At 74.4% G+C, this 14,060-nt stretch carries 16 protein-coding genes; 6 read left to right on the top strand and 10 right to left on the bottom strand.

Features of this window, described 5'->3' with window-relative positions; translation table 11 throughout:
- Positions 1-182: 182 nt before the first annotated feature.
- Together MID12_RS17850 and MID12_RS17845 are read right to left on the bottom strand one after the other, a co-directional pair.
- Positions 183-926 (bottom strand): HAD family hydrolase, encoded by a 744-nt coding sequence (locus MID12_RS17850; protein ID WP_263168559.1) that lies wholly within the window; start codon positions 924-926, stop codon positions 183-185.
- The gene (locus MID12_RS17845; RefSeq protein ID WP_237282827.1) at positions 926-1,807 is read right to left on the bottom strand and encodes a winged helix-turn-helix domain-containing protein; all 882 of its coding nucleotides are present in this window, start codon (positions 1,805-1,807) and stop codon (positions 926-928) included. The genes MID12_RS17850 and MID12_RS17845 overlap by 1 nt, the downstream gene beginning before the upstream one ends.
- 188 nt (positions 1,808-1,995) lie before the next feature.
- Here MID12_RS17845 and MID12_RS17840 point away from each other — a divergent pair, with 188 nt between their 5' ends.
- On the top strand, positions 1,996-2,184 hold the full coding sequence (locus MID12_RS17840; protein ID WP_040252013.1) for a hypothetical protein: 189 nt from the start codon (positions 1,996-1,998) through the stop codon (positions 2,182-2,184).
- Between the two features lie 309 nt (positions 2,185-2,493).
- Positions 2,494-2,670, top strand: a complete 177-nt coding sequence (locus MID12_RS17835) for a hypothetical protein (protein ID WP_163011122.1) — start codon at positions 2,494-2,496, stop codon at positions 2,668-2,670.
- Between the two features lie 100 nt (positions 2,671-2,770).
- Here the strand turns inward: MID12_RS17835 and MID12_RS17830 are convergent, their stop codons facing one another.
- On the bottom strand, positions 2,771-4,237 hold the full coding sequence (locus MID12_RS17830; protein WP_263168553.1) for a cytochrome P450: 1,467 nt from the start codon (positions 4,235-4,237) through the stop codon (positions 2,771-2,773).
- A gap of 123 nt (positions 4,238-4,360) precedes the next feature.
- Here MID12_RS17830 and MID12_RS17825 point away from each other — a divergent pair, with 123 nt between their 5' ends.
- Entirely contained in the window at positions 4,361-4,969 is a 609-nt protein-coding gene (locus MID12_RS17825; protein WP_040252009.1) for a TetR/AcrR family transcriptional regulator, read from the top strand.
- Between the two features lie 331 nt (positions 4,970-5,300).
- Positions 5,301-6,845, top strand: a complete 1,545-nt coding sequence (locus tag MID12_RS17820; RefSeq protein WP_263168550.1) for a hypothetical protein — start codon at positions 5,301-5,303, stop codon at positions 6,843-6,845.
- Positions 6,846-6,973: 128 nt separating this feature from the next.
- Here MID12_RS17820 and MID12_RS17815 read toward each other — a convergent pair whose 3' ends face one another.
- The 3 genes from MID12_RS17815 to MID12_RS17805 form a co-directional block, all read right to left on the bottom strand.
- Positions 6,974-8,239 (bottom strand): GNAT family N-acetyltransferase, encoded by a 1,266-nt coding sequence (locus tag MID12_RS17815; protein WP_263168546.1) that lies wholly within the window; start codon positions 8,237-8,239, stop codon positions 6,974-6,976.
- A gap of 131 nt (positions 8,240-8,370) precedes the next feature.
- Positions 8,371-9,357, bottom strand: a complete 987-nt coding sequence (locus tag MID12_RS17810) for an asparaginase (RefSeq protein WP_040252004.1) — start codon at positions 9,355-9,357, stop codon at positions 8,371-8,373.
- A gap of 75 nt (positions 9,358-9,432) precedes the next feature.
- Positions 9,433-10,092, bottom strand: a complete 660-nt coding sequence (locus tag MID12_RS17805; RefSeq protein ID WP_263168542.1) for a hypothetical protein — start codon at positions 10,090-10,092, stop codon at positions 9,433-9,435.
- A gap of 202 nt (positions 10,093-10,294) precedes the next feature.
- On the opposite strand from MID12_RS17805, the gene dtd reads away from it, so the two are divergent.
- A complete protein-coding gene (dtd, locus tag MID12_RS17800) occupies positions 10,295-10,720 on the top strand; it encodes a D-aminoacyl-tRNA deacylase (protein WP_078845057.1) in 426 nt (141 codons plus the stop codon).
- 25 nt (positions 10,721-10,745) lie between these two features.
- Here dtd and MID12_RS17795 read toward each other — a convergent pair whose 3' ends face one another.
- From MID12_RS17795 to MID12_RS17785, 3 genes are all read right to left on the bottom strand, one after another.
- On the bottom strand, positions 10,746-11,711 hold the full coding sequence (locus tag MID12_RS17795; RefSeq protein ID WP_040251996.1) for a YgfZ/GcvT domain-containing protein: 966 nt from the start codon (positions 11,709-11,711) through the stop codon (positions 10,746-10,748).
- Positions 11,712-11,726: 15 nt separating this feature from the next.
- On the bottom strand, positions 11,727-12,236 hold the full coding sequence (locus MID12_RS17790; RefSeq protein WP_040251994.1) for a Fur family transcriptional regulator: 510 nt from the start codon (positions 12,234-12,236) through the stop codon (positions 11,727-11,729).
- Positions 12,237-12,339: 103 nt separating this feature from the next.
- Complete coding sequence (locus tag MID12_RS17785; RefSeq protein ID WP_040251991.1) at positions 12,340-12,912, bottom strand: FABP family protein; 573 nt, start codon at positions 12,910-12,912, stop codon at positions 12,340-12,342.
- Between the two features lie 412 nt (positions 12,913-13,324).
- Here MID12_RS17785 and MID12_RS17780 point away from each other — a divergent pair, with 412 nt between their 5' ends.
- Positions 13,325-13,687, top strand: a complete 363-nt coding sequence (locus MID12_RS17780) for a DsrE family protein (protein WP_040251986.1) — start codon at positions 13,325-13,327, stop codon at positions 13,685-13,687.
- Between the two features lie 52 nt (positions 13,688-13,739).
- Here MID12_RS17780 and MID12_RS17775 read toward each other — a convergent pair whose 3' ends face one another.
- Positions 13,740-14,051, bottom strand: a complete 312-nt coding sequence (locus MID12_RS17775; RefSeq protein ID WP_040251984.1) for a DUF3099 domain-containing protein — start codon at positions 14,049-14,051, stop codon at positions 13,740-13,742.
- Positions 14,052-14,060 lie beyond the last annotated feature (9 nt).

Here is a 14,060-nt window from a genome sequence, read left to right as displayed (position 1 = left end):
ACCGCTCCTGCACGATGATGACGCGGACCGCAGAACGATGACGATGCGGACCGCTGAAAAGTGATGCACACCTTAGTGCGGCGGCGGCAGGGCTTCGCCCGGGGGCCGTCGCGATGTGCTCCTCCTGCCGCGCACGCCACTCCTGGGGGGCACGGTGTTCGACCGGCCTTCGCCGGCGGGGCTCAGGAGGACCGCCTGCCCCGGACCAGTTCCAGGAGGGGCTGGAGGGTGGAGACCCGGTGCTCGGCGCCCGCCTCGCGCAGCCGCCGCTCGCTGTCCTCGTTGCGGGCGTAGCCGAGGAAGGGCACCCCGGCGCTCTCTGCCGCCGTCAGGTCCGTGGGGGTGTCGCCGATCATCAGGGCGGCCGAGGGCTCGGCGCCGAGCGCGTTGAGCGCGCGCCGCAGGCAGTGCGGGTCCGGTTTCAGCAGCCGCAGGTCCTCGGTGCGGCCGTAGAAGTGCGGGCTGAAGCACTCCGCGAGCCCGCGCCCTTCGAGGTAACTGCGGGCCGCCTTGGCCGAGTTGTTGGTGGTGATCGCCAGGGGCACGCCGGTCGCCCGCCAGGTGCGGATCAGCGGATCGGCGTACGGGGTCGGCCAGGCGGTGGCGACGGCCTTCAGCTCCTGCTGGGTCAGCCGCTCCTCCAGCTCTGCCACCAGGTCGCTCCTGGGGTGGCGCTCTTCTACCGCGCGCAGCACCGACTGCGGGTCGGGCTCGGTCAGCTCCTCGGCGGTGAGCAGTCCGCGCAGTCCGCGCTCCTCCAGCCAGCGCACCTGCTCGGCGGCGACCTGCTCGGCGCGGTGCCCGGCGAAGAGGCGGCAGACGGGTCCGTCGAAATCGAAGAGGACGAACCGCGCGGCGGCGACGAGTGCGCGCAGGGACTCGGGGGGCGTGGGCAGGGGAGGCGTCTGGGCCGTTTCGGAAGTCACTAGGAGAGTGTCAGCTCCGTGGAGATGGTTTCCCAGAGGGCGTCGAACCAGTTCTGCGACTCCTCCACAAAGGCCGCGTCCCGGCCGCCCGAGGCCTTCTGGTGCGAGAAGAGCAGCGACTCCGCGCCGAGGGTGTCCCACATCTCCAGGGTGGTGCTGTCCACCTCCTCCTGGCGGCGGGTCACCCGGTAGAAGGCGAACAGCGCCTCCGAGCCGTTCAGCAGGTAGAGCTTGACCGGCGGGGTGAAGGGCAGCGCCCGGAAGGTGACCGAGACGTCGACGCCGTGCGAGGTGCGCAGCGCCCGCAGGTTGTGCCGCAGCACCTGGCCCTGGGCGTTGCGCTGGAGCAGCCAGCGGTCGTGCACCGGGTCCTGGGCGGGTTCGGCGCGGCCGTGCTCGACCGAGACCGGGAAGGCGAGGTCGATGTTGCGGCTGGGCAGCAGGATGCGCACCTCGACCGAGCGCGGGCGGATCCGGCCCTCGTGGATGAGCCGCACCGGCTCGCCGAGCGCCATCATCAGGCTCTGCGCGGTCAGGCTGAGCGCGTCGATGCGCACCTGGGGGCCGGAGAAGGCATCGGCGAGGCGGGGCGCGAGGGAGACCATGGTCGGCTGGGGTTCGCCCGTCTCCCGGCGCTGCTCCGCGACCCGGGGCGGGCTGCCCTTGGAGACGTGCGCGAGCAGGCCCTCCTCCTGGAGGGCGCGCAGCGCCTGGCGTACGGTGCCGCGCTCCACGCCGAACTCGGAGGCGAGGCCGGCCTGGGTGGGCAGCCGGTCGCCGGGGCGCAGGGTGCCTTCGCGGATACGGGCGCGCAGGGCGTCGGCGATCGCCCGGGCGGAGTGACGGGGGCCCTCGTTCACCACGGTGTTCTCCTGGGTCACGGCGAGACCGTACAAGCCTGCGCCATCTCACGGCAGTTGTATGAGGTGTTTATGGACATCCGCCAAGTGGGGACAACTTCAGTGTAGTTGGTTGCCAACTCTCCCAAAGTTGGCTGAGCGCCTTCCGGACCGACCCGTCCGCCCGGAGGCCGGGACCCGCACACCCTCCCCGTGAAGGAGGATCCACCATGGCCCTCTTGGCCCTGATCGGGGGCGCCTTCGCCCTCGGCGTCCAGCAACTCGCGGCCTGGCGGTACGGCCCCGTCGGCATTCTCGGCGTGCTGCTCTTCACCCTCGGCCTCCGCACCCGCCACCACTCCTGCACCGTCGCGGGCGCCGTGCTCCTGGCGCTGATGGTCGCGCAGCCGGCGCACTGACCCGCGCCCGCGCGCCGGGCACGGCGCCGGGAGCTCCGCCATCAACCCTACAACTCCCTGCCATCTTGCGGGAGTTACCCGGATGATGGTTAGAAGATGTCTCGATGTGGAGATAAATAACTCGAAGTTGGCAGCCAACTTAGGCCGGTTGGGAAACCTGGCCGGAGAAAGAGAAGTTGGCGGACGCGGAACGGCAACGGCGCCGTCCGGCCGACGACTTCGCACCCGCGGCCCGCGCACCCCCGAACTGCCCCGGCCCGCCCGCGCCACGAGCGCCGGTCGGTGCCCGCCTCGCAGGAAGGACCGAGCATGCCGTACTTCGCACTCGCCGCCGCCATCCTGGCCGTCGGCTTCGAACAGATCGTCCAGTCCCGGTTCGGCGCCACGGGCATCGTGGCGTTCCTCCTCCTGACCATCGGCGTCAAGGCCAAGAGCCCCGCGATCGGCGGGGTCGGAGCGGTACTCCTGCTCCTGCTGATGAGTTAGGGTCATCGCCCTCGCACACCCGCACCGCGACCGGCGGCCCGGGCTCCCCCCGGAGGGGAGGGGGAGCCCGGGCCGCCTCGCCGTGCCCGGGCCGCGCGCCCTACGCGCCCGCCCCCGCGCTCCGCCGGTTCAGCCGCAGCCGCAGCCCCTGCGGCATCAGCGTCAGCCGCTCGGCCACCTTCAGCCGGTAGCCGGGCTCGGGGAGCAGGTCGTAGCGGCGCAGCAGCAGGCCGAGGACGAGGGTCGCCTCGTGCAGCGCGAACTGCCGCCCGATGCAGGCCCGCGCCCCGGTGCCGAAGGGCTTGAAGACATGGGCGGGCCGGGACCGTACCGCCTGCGGGGCGAAGCGGTCCGGGTCGAACTCCTCGGCGTCCTCGCCCCAGGCCTCCGGATCCCGGTGCAGCGCACCGGCGAGCACCAGCGCCCAGGCGCCCCGCCGCATCGGGTGCACCCCGCCGAGCACGGTGTCCTCCCGGGCCTCGCGCGCGAAGCCGGGCGCGGTGGGCCACAGCCGCAGCGACTCGTCGAGCACCCGGCGTACGTAGCGCAGCTTGGCGACCTGTTCGTAGCCGGGCTCCCCGGTGGGTCCCCAGACGCGGTCCACCTCCTCCTGGGCGCGGGCGAGGACGGCCGGGTGCTGGGCGAGGTAGTGCAGGGCGAAGGAGAGCGCGCCGGAGGTGGTCTCGTGCCCGGCGACCAGGAAGGTGATCACCTGGCGGCGGATGTTCTCGGCGGAGAGCCGCTCGCCGGTCGCGGGGTGGGCGACCTCCAGCATCCGGTCGAGCAGATCGCCCTGCCCGCCGCCGTCCCGGGCGCGGGCCGCCACCACCTCGTCGACGGTGCTGTTGAGCAGGGCGGTGTCCGCGGCGTTGCGCCGCTCGGCCCCGCGGAGCAGCAGCGGGGCGAGCGCGACCGGCACGGTGTTGCGGCGCTGCGCGAAGGCGAGGGTGCCGACCATGGCGGTGACGAAGGGGTGCGGGCGGTCCCGCTCGAAGGAGCCGAAGTCGTGCCCGAAGCCGGTGCGGGCGATGGTCTCCAGGGTCAGCTTGGTCATGTCGCCGGGCACGTCCACCGCGGTGCCCGCCCGCTCGCCCTCGTCCCAGTGGGCGAGCAGCTGCCGGGCCACGTCCAGCATCAGCGGGTGGTAGCCGCCCATCGCCTCGCGGCTGAAGCCGGGGGCGAGCACATCGTGCGCCAGCTGCCAGTTGGGCTCGTGGTTGTACGCGGTGAACAGTCCGTCCCCGGCGACCGGGCGGAGGTTGGCCACCCCCACGCCGACATGCTTGGCGAACCGCGACTCGTCCGCCAGATCGGCGGTGAGCCCGGCGCCCCAGACGAAGACGAACTCCTTGCCGAAGGCGCGCCGCCGGAAGATCGGCCCGAGCCGGGCCGCCATCGCCACCGAGTCCTGGACGGGGGTGCGCGGATGCACCCCGAGCACATCGCCGAGCAGCGGCAGCCGCCGCGGCGGGTGCGGGATGCGCTCCAGCCGCGGCCAGCCCAGCTCCGCGCTGCGGAAGCCGCTGACCCGCCCGGCCGCTCCGGCCGGCTCCGTCGTCTGCGCCATCGCCCCAGCCCTCCGCCCGCCACCGCGCCCGGGGCACTGCGCACCGGCACGTGTTGTACGTGGATTCAATAACACCGCCAGTCTGGTCCCGCTGCTGAACTCACGTCAAGTAAGGTGCCGGGCATGGCCGCCAAACCCGAGCAGCGCACCCGGCGCCGCCTGAGCACCGAGGAGCGCCGGGAGCAACTGCTCTCGGTGGGCGCGCGGCTCTTCGCGCAGAGCCCCTACGACGACGTCTGGATCGAGCAGGTCGCCGAGATCGCGGGCGTCTCCCGCGGGCTGCTCTACCACTACTTCCCCACCAAACGGGACTTCTTCGCCGCCGTCGTCCAGCACGAGAGCGCCCGCATGCTGCGCCTGATGGCCGCCGTGCCGGGCATCCCGGTACGCGAGCAGATCGACACCGGCATCGACCGCTTCCTGGCCTATGTGGAGCACCACGCCGAGGGCTTCCGCGCCTTCCACCGCGCGGAGGCGGCGGGCGACCCGGTGGTGCGCGAGGTCTACCGCACCGGCATGGCCGGGCACGAGCGGCAGATCATGGACGCCGTCCTCGCCGACCCCGCGATGGCCCCGCTGGTCGGCGACACCCCCGCCCTGCGCCTGGCCGTGCACGGCTGGCTGGCCTTCATGGTCGCCGTCTGCCTCGACTGGGTGGAGAACCCCGAACTCACCCGCGCCCAGGTGCACGCCCTCTGCGCCCGGGCCCTGCTAGGGGCGCTCACCCCGTAGGCCGTGGGCCGCGCGCCCCGCAGGCCGCTCACCCGTAGGTCCTGGGCCGCGCGCGACCGCAGACCCCGGGCCCCCGCACAACCGCAGCACGACGGCAGACCCCGGGCCCCCACGACCTCAGACCCCGGGCCCCCGCACGACCGCAGCACGACGGCAGGCCCCGGGCCCCCGCACGCGACCGCAGGTCCCGGACGGCCCGCCGCCCCGGGCGGTACGGCCGCTCGCCCGGCCGCACCTCCCCGACCCGCCCCGCGCCGCGCTCCCCCACCCCCTGTCCCCCGTCCGCCCGGCTGAATGGCGGCCCGCCCGGGGCCGGGGCACCGTGGTCGGCATGACGCAGACTCCGGCGGCGGCCCGCGCCCTGCGCGTGCCGGGGTACCGGGCGCGCGGGCGCCGCCGTGCGGGCCGCGACCTGTGGTGGCTCGCCGGTGTCTGCGCCGCCTACACGCTGGCCCAACTCGCCTTCGTGGCACCGGGTTCGGGGCTCGGCTGGGACGAGACCGTCTACGTCAGCCAGGTCAGCCCGGACGCGGCCACCGCCTTCTTCAGCGCCCCGCGCGCCCGCGGCATCACCTACCTGGCCGCCCCGGTCACCCTCTGGACCTCCTCCGTCCCCCTGCTGCGCCTCTACCTCGCGGTCCTCTCCGGCGCCGCGCTCCTCGGCGCCCTGCTGATCTGGCGGCGGCTGCTCCCGCCGCCCGTACCGGCGCTCGCGGGCGCCCTGTTCGGGAGCCTGTGGATCACCCTGTTCTACGGACCGCAGGTGATGCCGAACCTCTGGGTCGCGCTCGGCGCCCTCGCCGCCGCCGGCTGCTTCCTGCGCGCCGCCCGCGACCCCCGGGACCGGGCCGCCCTCGCGGGCCTCGGCGCCGCCCTCGCCCTGGTCGCGCTGATGCGCCCCTCCGACGCCCTCTGGCTCGGGCTCCCGCTGGCGCTCGCCGCGCTCTGCGTACGCCCCTGGCGGCGCCCGCTGCTCCTGCTCGCCCTCGCCGCGGGCGCGGCACTCGGCAGCGCCCCGTGGGTGATCGAGGCCTACACGGCGTACGGCGGGCTCGGCACCCGTCTTGAGCGGGCCAGCGAGATCCAGGGCCACCTCCGCCCGCACCTGGCCTTCGGCCACCAGCTGCGCTCCCTCGGCGGGCGGGCGCTGTGCCGCCCCTGCGGCGGCCCCTGGAAGCAGCCGGTCACCGGCGTCTGGTGGCTGCTGCTGCCGCCGCTCGTCCTCGCCGGGGCGGTGATGGCGGCCCGCAGACGCCTCACCGCGCCGGTGCTCCTCGCCACCCTGACCGGCCTCTCGCTCGCCGTGCCCTATCTCTTCTTCATCGGCTACGCCGCCGCCCGCTTCCTGCTCCCCGCCTACGCCCTGCTCGCGATCCCGGTGGCCCTGTGCCTGGCCGGTCTCGCCCGCCGCGCCCGCGCCCGCACCCTGACCGCCCTCGCGCTGGCGCTGCTGCTCGCCGGGCATCTGGCGATCCAGTCCGCGGTCCTGCACAGCGCCGCGGACCGGGTCCGCACGATGCGGACCGCCCTCGGCGACACCGCCGCCGAGCTGCGCCGCCAGGGCCTGCGTCCCCCGTGCGTGGTCAGCGGCGAGGAGGCGGTACGGATCGCCTACCGGACCGGCTGCGCCTCCCGCCAGACCAGCGGCCACGACCGCAGCACCAGCGAGGCGGCGATGCGGCGGCTGGCCCGCGCCCGCCCGGTGGCGGTGATCCTCAACGCAGGAGCGACCCCGCCCGGCTACGCCCGCACCTGGCGCACACACCGCCTCCCCGCTCTGACGGGCCTGGACGCGCCCCGGGCCTTCCTCTCACCGAGCGCGGGGGCGGCGGGACCCGGGAGCGGTGAGGCCCCGGCGGGTCCCCGGGATCGGTGAGGCCCCGGCCGGACCCGGAAGCGGTCAGGTCCCCGGCGGGCTCCCGGAAGCAGTCAAGTCCCCGGCGGACTCCCGGAAACGGTGAGGCCCCCGGAAACGGTGAGACCCCCGGCTGACTCCCCCTCCGCTCAGAACACGTCCGGGCACCAGGCCCGCCGCTCGGTACGGAACAGGCTGTCCGCCACCGCGGCCGCCCCCGCCCGCTCCTCCCGGACCCGGCCGAGCGCGAGCAGCCGGGCCGCCGAGACCTCCCCCGTCCACAGCGAGGCCAAGTCGCCCAGTTCCACGGTGAGTTCGGCCGCCTCACGGGTGCGTACGCACTCCGCGCCCGAGCCGTCGGCCGTCAGCCGGTAGCGACCTGCGCCGCCGAGTCCACTGGCATCGGTGACCTCCAGGGTGAGGGCGCCGGAGGCCGCGTACGTACGGGAGGCGAGCGCGCCCGGCACGTCCAGGAGCCGGACCCACAGCCAGTCGGCGAGCGTGGTGATCCTGGCCGCGCGGACGTCCGGCAGGAAGTCGGGCAGCAGGTCGTCCGGGGCGCGGAAGCCGGTCCTGACCCGGGTGATCCAGTCGACCGAGCAGAGGTACTGCCACAGCGCCCGTTCGGCGACGGGGGTCACCGCGATGAGGTCCACCACGGTCGCCGTCTCCAGCGGCTGCTTGTTCTCGTGCCAGGTGTCCTCGGCGGTGTAGGCGGCGTACCCCTCGACCTCGCCGAGCGCCGAGCGGTAGAGGACGTAGAAGGGTTCCTTCCAGGGCTTGTCCGGCGGGGTGCTCTGCCCGGTCGCCTGCCGCCACCAGCGCGCGTCGCGGTCGACGACCCCGTGCCGGAAGGAGCGCAGCCGCTCGTGGAGCCCGGGCCCGTGCGCGCGGATCTCCGCGGCGTCCACCAGGTCGAGGCGGCCGCCGCCCTCGGGCCGCGACCAGCGCGGGTCGAGGCCGGTGCGCGGCACCTGGATCTCCCAGCGGGCGACCGAGGCGGCGGGCCCGAAGCCGTACCGGCCGTAGATCGGGTACTCGGCTGAGATCAGCGTGGCCACCGCCTCGCCCCGCTCCCGGGCGGCGGCGAGGTCGGCGGCCATCATCCGGCTGAGGATGCCGCGCCTGCGGTGGGTGGGCGCGACGCCGACGTTGGTGATCGCGTCGGCCCGCACCTCGGCGCCGCCCACCGCCGTCAGCCGCTGGGTGAAGGAGCGGAAGTTCCCGACCATCCGGCCCTCGTCGAAGGCGGCCTGGGTACGGGCCAGTTCGGCGCCCTCCCTGCGGTGCGCGACGGTCTCGGGGGCGGGGGTGGGGGTGAGCAGGAACCCGGTGTTGACGGCCCGCACCCACGCGGCGAACTCGTCCTCCCGGACGGGGCGGATCTCGATCTCGGCTCGGTCTGGATGGCTCATGGCCTCACGCTATGCCGGTGACCGGAAGGTGTCGTCCGGATTTCGGTCCGGCTCCCCCGGGCCGTACGGGACCGGCGTGGGCGAGGGTGCGCGGGCCCCGGGAGCCCGCGCACCGGACCCCGGCCCCCGGCTCAGAACGCCGCCCGTACCTCCCCCACCGGGACGCCGCCGCCGAGCAGCGGGGCGCGGCCGATGCGCTCCAGTACCGGGTCCTGCACCCCGGCCAGCTCCAGGGCGCGGGCGAGGACCGGGCCGAGTGCCCGCAGCGAACCGTCCTCGATCTTGAAGGCGAGGGCGCGGCCGTCCGCCAGGGCCACCACCTGCACCGCCTCGGCGCCCATCTTGGACAGGGTGCCCGGCAGCGCCCGCATCAGCCAGGTGTCGGGGCGGCGGCTGCCCGCCACGTACTCCGGGTGCGCCCGCATGGCGTCGGCGACCCGGCGCTCGGCGGTGCCCGGGGCGGCGGTCACGAAGTGCCGGAAGGCGCGGGCGAGGCCGGTCAGCGAGAGCGCCATCAGCGGGGCGCCGCAGCCGTCGGTGCCGACCGCGGGGACCTGCTCGCCCGCGGCCTCCTCGATCACGGTGCGCACCAGGAGCTGGAGCGGGTGCCCCTCGTCGAGGTAGTCCTCGGTGGACCAGCCCGCCCGGCGGCAGACGGCGAGCATCGCGGTGTGCTTGCCGGAGCAGTTCATCGCGAGGCGGTCGCGGACCTTGCCCGCGGCGAGGTAGGCCTCGGCCTCCTCGGTGTCCAGCGGCAGGTCCGGCGGGCACTGGAGCTGCTCGGCGGTCAGCTCGAACTCGGCCAGCATCCGCCGGACCAGCTCCAGGTGGAAGGGTTCGCCGGAGTGGCTGGCGGCGGCCAGGGCGAGCCGCTCGTCCGCGAGGTCGAGCCCGGCCCGCAGCACCGCGGCGGCCTGCATCGGCTTGTTGGTGGAGCGCGGGAAGACCGGCGCCGCGGGCTCGCCGAGCGCGAACTCCACCCCGCCGTCGGGGTCGAGGAGGACCAGGGAGCCCCGGTGGCGCCCCTCGGTGAAGCCGGACCGTACGACCTCGGCGAGCACCGGAGCGGCCTCCGGTATCACGGGACCTGCGGTGCCTGCGGCGGGCGACTCGGGCATGGGTGGCCTTTCGGGGCGGGGACCCGGGGGTCCGTGGGGACCGCGGGCAGCGCCGCCGGGGTCACCGGCACCGGCTCAGGCCAGCAGGTCGTCTACTCGGGCTTCCCCTTCACGGTACCTGCGGGTGATCTCCGCACCGCACCGGTCCGCGGTGCGCTGGACCCGCTGCCTGCGGCCGGAGACCACGTGCTCGTACCGCCCGAGCCGGCGCCGCGCGGCCCGCAGCTCCTCGTCGGTGCGGGCCTCCAGGTCGGACAGCTCGACCTCGGCCAGCATCTCCCCGGCCAGCCTGCGGTACTCGGCGCTGCGCGGGGTGCCGAGGGTGAGGTGCCGGGCCGAGGAGCGCGGGCGGGCCGTCTTGTCGGCGAGGATCTGCGCGAGCTGCGCGGACAGCCGGTCGGCGCCCGCCCCCGCGCCCCGGCCGTCCCCGGACCGGCGTGCCAGCTCGGCCCCGAGGATGTCGATCCGGCCCTGGAGCAGCCGCCGCAGATAGCTGAGGTCGGCCTCGTAGTGCTGGGCCTGCTGCCGCAGCGCGCGCAGTTCGGCCAGGCAGAGCGCGCCGAGCGGGCCGCTGCCGCCCGCCGCCTCCCGTGCCTGCCGGGCGGCGGGCGGCTGGGTGCTGCCGGTGCGCTGTACGGGGGGCTGCTGCGCGGCGGTCCGCGGGCGCCCCGGTGCGGGGGCCGTCGCGGGAAGGATGGGGGCGCCCGCCTGCCACCCGGTGCTCGGTCTGCTCATTGCGGTCCTACCGTCCCCTCCGCCCGGTGTCCGAACGCCGGGTGTGAGCATGGTGCCACCCCAAGTGCTCCCCATGTGTCCGAGTAGCCCGGATCCGCCCCGGATGGCCGCTTCTTGTGCCCGGTATGCGGCCGTACGGGCGGTGTGGGGGCGCCGGGACGCACGGCCGGGGCATCGGGGGGCGCACGGCATGATGGGGCCCATGCGAGCAGTGGTACAGCGGGTGGACGGCGCGAGCGTCGTGGTCGAGGGCGAGACGGTCGGCGGGATCGAGGGCGAGGGCCTGTGCGTCCTGGTCGGCGTGACGCACCAGGACACCCGGGAGAAGGCGGCCCAACTGGCCCGCAAACTCTGGACCTTGAGGATCCTCGGCGAGGAGCGGTCCTGCTCGGACACCGGCGCGGGACTCCTGGTGGTCAGCCAGTTCACCCTCTACGGGGACGCCCGCAAGGGCCGCCGCCCCACCTGGAACGCGGCCGCCCCGGGCCCGGTCGCCGAGCCCTTGGTCGAGGAGGTGGTCGCCCAGCTCCGGTCCCTGGGCGCCACGGTGGCCACCGGCCGCTTCGGCGCGCAGATGCGGGTCTCGCTCACCAACGACGGACCGTTCACCGTCCTGCTCGACATCTGAGCGGCCGGGATCGCGCGCCGAAGGCTCAGGGCTCGACGACGACTTCCTGCGCCGCCGCCGTGGTGTCCGCGAGGAGCGGGGCGTCGAGCGGGACGTTGCGCTTGACCAGGGCGAGGGCGATCGGGCCGAGTTCGTGGTGGCGCACCGAGGTGGTGACGAAGCCCAGCTTGCGGCCCTCGGCGCCGTCGGCGGCGAGCCGGACCTCGGCGCCGTGCGGCGGCAGGTGCACCTCGCTGCCGTCCAGGTGCAGGAAGACCAGGCGGCGCGGCGGCTTGCCGAGGTTCTGCACCCGGGCCACCGTCTCCTGGCCCCGGTAGCAGCCCTTCTGCAGGTGGACTGCCGTGTCGATCCAGCCCAGTTCGTGCGGGATGGTGCGGTGGTCGGTCTCGAAGCCGAGCCGCGGCCGGTGCGCCTCCACCCGCAGCGCCTCGTGCGCGAGCAGACCGGCGGCGGGACCGTGCGCCGCCGCGAAGGACTCCAACTCCCCGCGCGGCAGGAAGAGATCACGGCCGTACGGGGTCTCGCGCACCGCGGTCCCGGCGGGCGCCTCGGCGATGGAGCCCGCGGGCAGGTGCACCACCGCGAACTCCGCGGTTCGGTCGGCGACTTCGACCCGGTAGAAGAACTTCATCGACTCCAGGTAGCCGATCAGCGCCTCCTCGGTGCCCGGCTCGGCGTGCATCCACACCGTCTCGCCGTCGTCGACCAGATACAGCGCGTGCTCGATGTGGCCGTTGGCGGAGAGGATCAGCGCCTCGGTCGACTGGCCCGCGGGCAGCTCGCTGACGTGCTGGGTGAGCAGCAGATGCAGCCAGCTCAGGCGGTCCCCGCCGGTGACGGTGACCACGGCGCGGTGCGAGAGGTCGACGAATCCCGTCCCGTCGGCGAGCGCGCGCTGCTCGCGGAAGAGGTCACCGTAGTGCGCGGCGACACCTTCGTCCGCGCCTTCGGCGGGCACCGCACCGGGCAGGGCAAGCAGAGGGCTCTTCATATCCACCCACCCAGACTACGACTCGGCGTCCGCGGCCGGTACGGCACGGGCCCGCCCGCCGTCCCCGCCCGCCCCGGCGGCCTCGGAGGACGCCTGGTCCTTCTCCCGGGTGGCGGAGCAGCGCGCGCAGCGGCCGAAGATCGCGAAGTGCTTGAGGTCGGTGTCGAAGCCGAACTCGGCCCGCAGCTTCGCGGTGAACTCGGTGGCGACCGCGGTCTCCGCCTCGATCACCTCGGAGCAGTCCCGGCACACCAGGTGCAGATGGTGGTGGCGGGCGGCCAGGTGGTAGGTGGGCGCCCCGTGCCCGAGGTGGGCGTGGCTGACCAGGCCCAGCTCCTCCAGGAGCTCCAGGGTGCGGTACACGGTGGAGATGTTCACCGCGGAGGCGGTCCTGCGGACCTCGACGAGGATGTCGTCGGGCGTCGCGTGCTCCAGGGTGTCCACGGCTTCGAGCACCAGCTGCCGCTGCGGGGTCAGCCGGTAGCCGCGCTGCCGCAGATCGCTCTTCCAGTCGATGCTCACCACGGGGACAGTGTAGGAGGCCCGCGGCGGTTGCGTCCCCGGACGACGGGCCTCGGCGCCCGCCGCGCGGGACGGGCGCCCGGGCGCCTCTGCCCGGGGCCCGCTCCTACTTGAAGAAGGCGATCCCGTCGTCCGGCAGGTCCCCCATGTCCTTCGCCCAGGCGGCGACGTCCTCGGGGGTGACGACCTTCTTCAGCTGGGCCGACATGTACGGGCGCAGCGGCACCTCGGGGGTCTGCTTCTCGCCGACCCACATCAGGTCGCTCTTGACGTAGCCGTACAGGCGCTTGCCGCCGCTGTAGGGGCCGGAGGCCGAGGTGCGGGCGACCGCGTCGGTGGCGAGGTCGATCTGCGGCTTCTGGTCGGCCAGTTCGCCGTACCAGACCTCGACGACGCCGGAGTCGCGCACCATGACGACCTCGACCTTGCGCTCCGCGTCGATGCGCCAGAAGCCGGACTCGGACTCCAGCGGCTCCACCTTCTTGCCCTCGGAGTCGAGGACCCAGGTGTGCGAGCGGTACTCCAGGAAGTCCCGGCCGTCGTGGGTGAAGCTGACCTCCTGGCCGAAATTGCACTTCTCGGCGCCGGGGAAGTCGAAGACACCGGCACCGGCCCAGTTCCCGAGGAGGAAGGCGAGGGGCACCAGGTTCTTGTGGAGGTCGGACGGGATCTCGATCATCAGGGCTCAGTCGTTCCTGCAGTGGCCGGACAGGGGCGGGGGGTAGGGGTGTTCTTCACGGTCCTGTGTGGTGTCGGCGAGAGTGCGTGCCGGGCGCCGCGGGCGCCGTACGGGACCGTGTAGACACCCCCTAGCGCTGGCCCTGGTACAGCTTCTTCACGGTGAGACCCGCGAAGGCGAGGACGCCCAGGCAGACCAGGACCAGCAGAGCGGAGAAGAATGCCTCGAACACGGGGGCTCCGTAATGTCTCGCGGTGCGGCCCGGACGGAGGGGACCCGGACACACGGGATTCAGCCGTCGCCCAGCTTAATGGCCCCGGGCCCGCCTTTCTCCCGGAGGTCCCCCGTACGGGGAGCCGCCCCGCGGGCACGCGCACGGCGCCCCCGGCGGGCGGTTGACTACGATCCGCGCATGGCGAAGAAGCTCGTACTCAAGGTGACCGCGGGGGCCGACGCCCCCGAGCGCTGCTCGCAGGCCTTCACGGTGGCGGCGGTGGCCGTGGCCAGCGGGGTGGAGGTCTCGCTCTGGCTGACCGGGGAGTCGGCGTGGTTCGCGCTGCCCGGCCGGGCGGCCGAGTTCGCCCTGCCGCACGCGGCCCCGCTGCCGGACCTGCTCGACGCGATCCTCGCGGGCGGCCAGGTCACCCTCTGCACCCAGTGCGCGGCGCGGCGCGAGATCACCGAGCGGGACGTCCTGGCGGGGGTGCGGATCGCCGGGGCGCAGGTCTTCGTGCAGGAGGCGATGGGCGACGAGGCGCAGGCGCTCGTCTACTGAGCGCCTGCCGGGAGCGGGCGGGCACCTGCCGGGGACGCGGGCTCCGCGGCCTTCACCGGCGGCGCTTCCTGCCCTTCCTGCCGTCGAGTTCGGCCCACCACTCCTCGGACTGGAGGTCGCGGGAGCCGCTCGGCCGCAGCTTGTCGGGGGAGCCGGGCGTCGGGGGCTGCTCGTCCCACCATCGGTCCTCGGGGCCCTTGCGGTTGGCGACCACCGCGGCCACCGGCGGGATGACCATGGCCACCAGGCACATCGCGACCGCGGCCGGGACCGACCACATCGACACGACCGCCCAGGCCAGGACGAAGAGGGTGAGGCAGACCCCCATCATGGCGAAATACACACGGCGCCTGCGGGCGTACATGTCTCCAGG

It is taken from the genome of Streptomyces sp. SCSIO ZS0520 (assembly GCF_025643355.1).
Classification (GTDB): domain Bacteria; phylum Actinomycetota; class Actinomycetes; order Streptomycetales; family Streptomycetaceae; genus Streptomyces; species Streptomyces physcomitrii.
This window is presented reverse-complemented; position numbering and strand designations above follow the sequence as displayed.

Coding starts and splice junctions, on each gene's coding strand:
- MID12_RS17840 (WP_040252013.1), top strand. CDS start 1,996: ATGGCCCTCTTGGCCCTGATCGGGGGCGCCTTCGCCCTCGGCGTCCAG.
- MID12_RS17835 (WP_163011122.1), top strand. CDS start 2,494: ATGCCGTACTTCGCACTCGCCGCCGCCATCCTGGCCGTCGGCTTCGAA.
- MID12_RS17830 (WP_263168553.1), bottom strand. CDS start 4,237: ATGGCGCAGACGACGGAGCCGGCCGGAGCGGCCGGGCGGGTCAGCGGC.
- MID12_RS17825 (WP_040252009.1), top strand. CDS start 4,361: ATGGCCGCCAAACCCGAGCAGCGCACCCGGCGCCGCCTGAGCACCGAG.
- MID12_RS17820 (WP_263168550.1), top strand. CDS start 5,301: ATGACGCAGACTCCGGCGGCGGCCCGCGCCCTGCGCGTGCCGGGGTAC.
- MID12_RS17815 (WP_263168546.1), bottom strand. CDS start 8,239: ATGAGCCATCCAGACCGAGCCGAGATCGAGATCCGCCCCGTCCGGGAG.
- MID12_RS17810 (WP_040252004.1), bottom strand. CDS start 9,357: ATGCCCGAGTCGCCCGCCGCAGGCACCGCAGGTCCCGTGATACCGGAG.
- MID12_RS17805 (WP_263168542.1), bottom strand. CDS start 10,092: ATGAGCAGACCGAGCACCGGGTGGCAGGCGGGCGCCCCCATCCTTCCC.
- dtd (WP_078845057.1), top strand. CDS start 10,295: ATGCGAGCAGTGGTACAGCGGGTGGACGGCGCGAGCGTCGTGGTCGAG.
- MID12_RS17795 (WP_040251996.1), bottom strand. CDS start 11,711: ATGAAGAGCCCTCTGCTTGCCCTGCCCGGTGCGGTGCCCGCCGAAGGC.
- MID12_RS17785 (WP_040251991.1), bottom strand. CDS start 12,912: ATGATCGAGATCCCGTCCGACCTCCACAAGAACCTGGTGCCCCTCGCC.
- MID12_RS17780 (WP_040251986.1), top strand. CDS start 13,325: ATGGCGAAGAAGCTCGTACTCAAGGTGACCGCGGGGGCCGACGCCCCC.
- MID12_RS17775 (WP_040251984.1), bottom strand. CDS start 14,051: ATGTACGCCCGCAGGCGCCGTGTGTATTTCGCCATGATGGGGGTCTGC.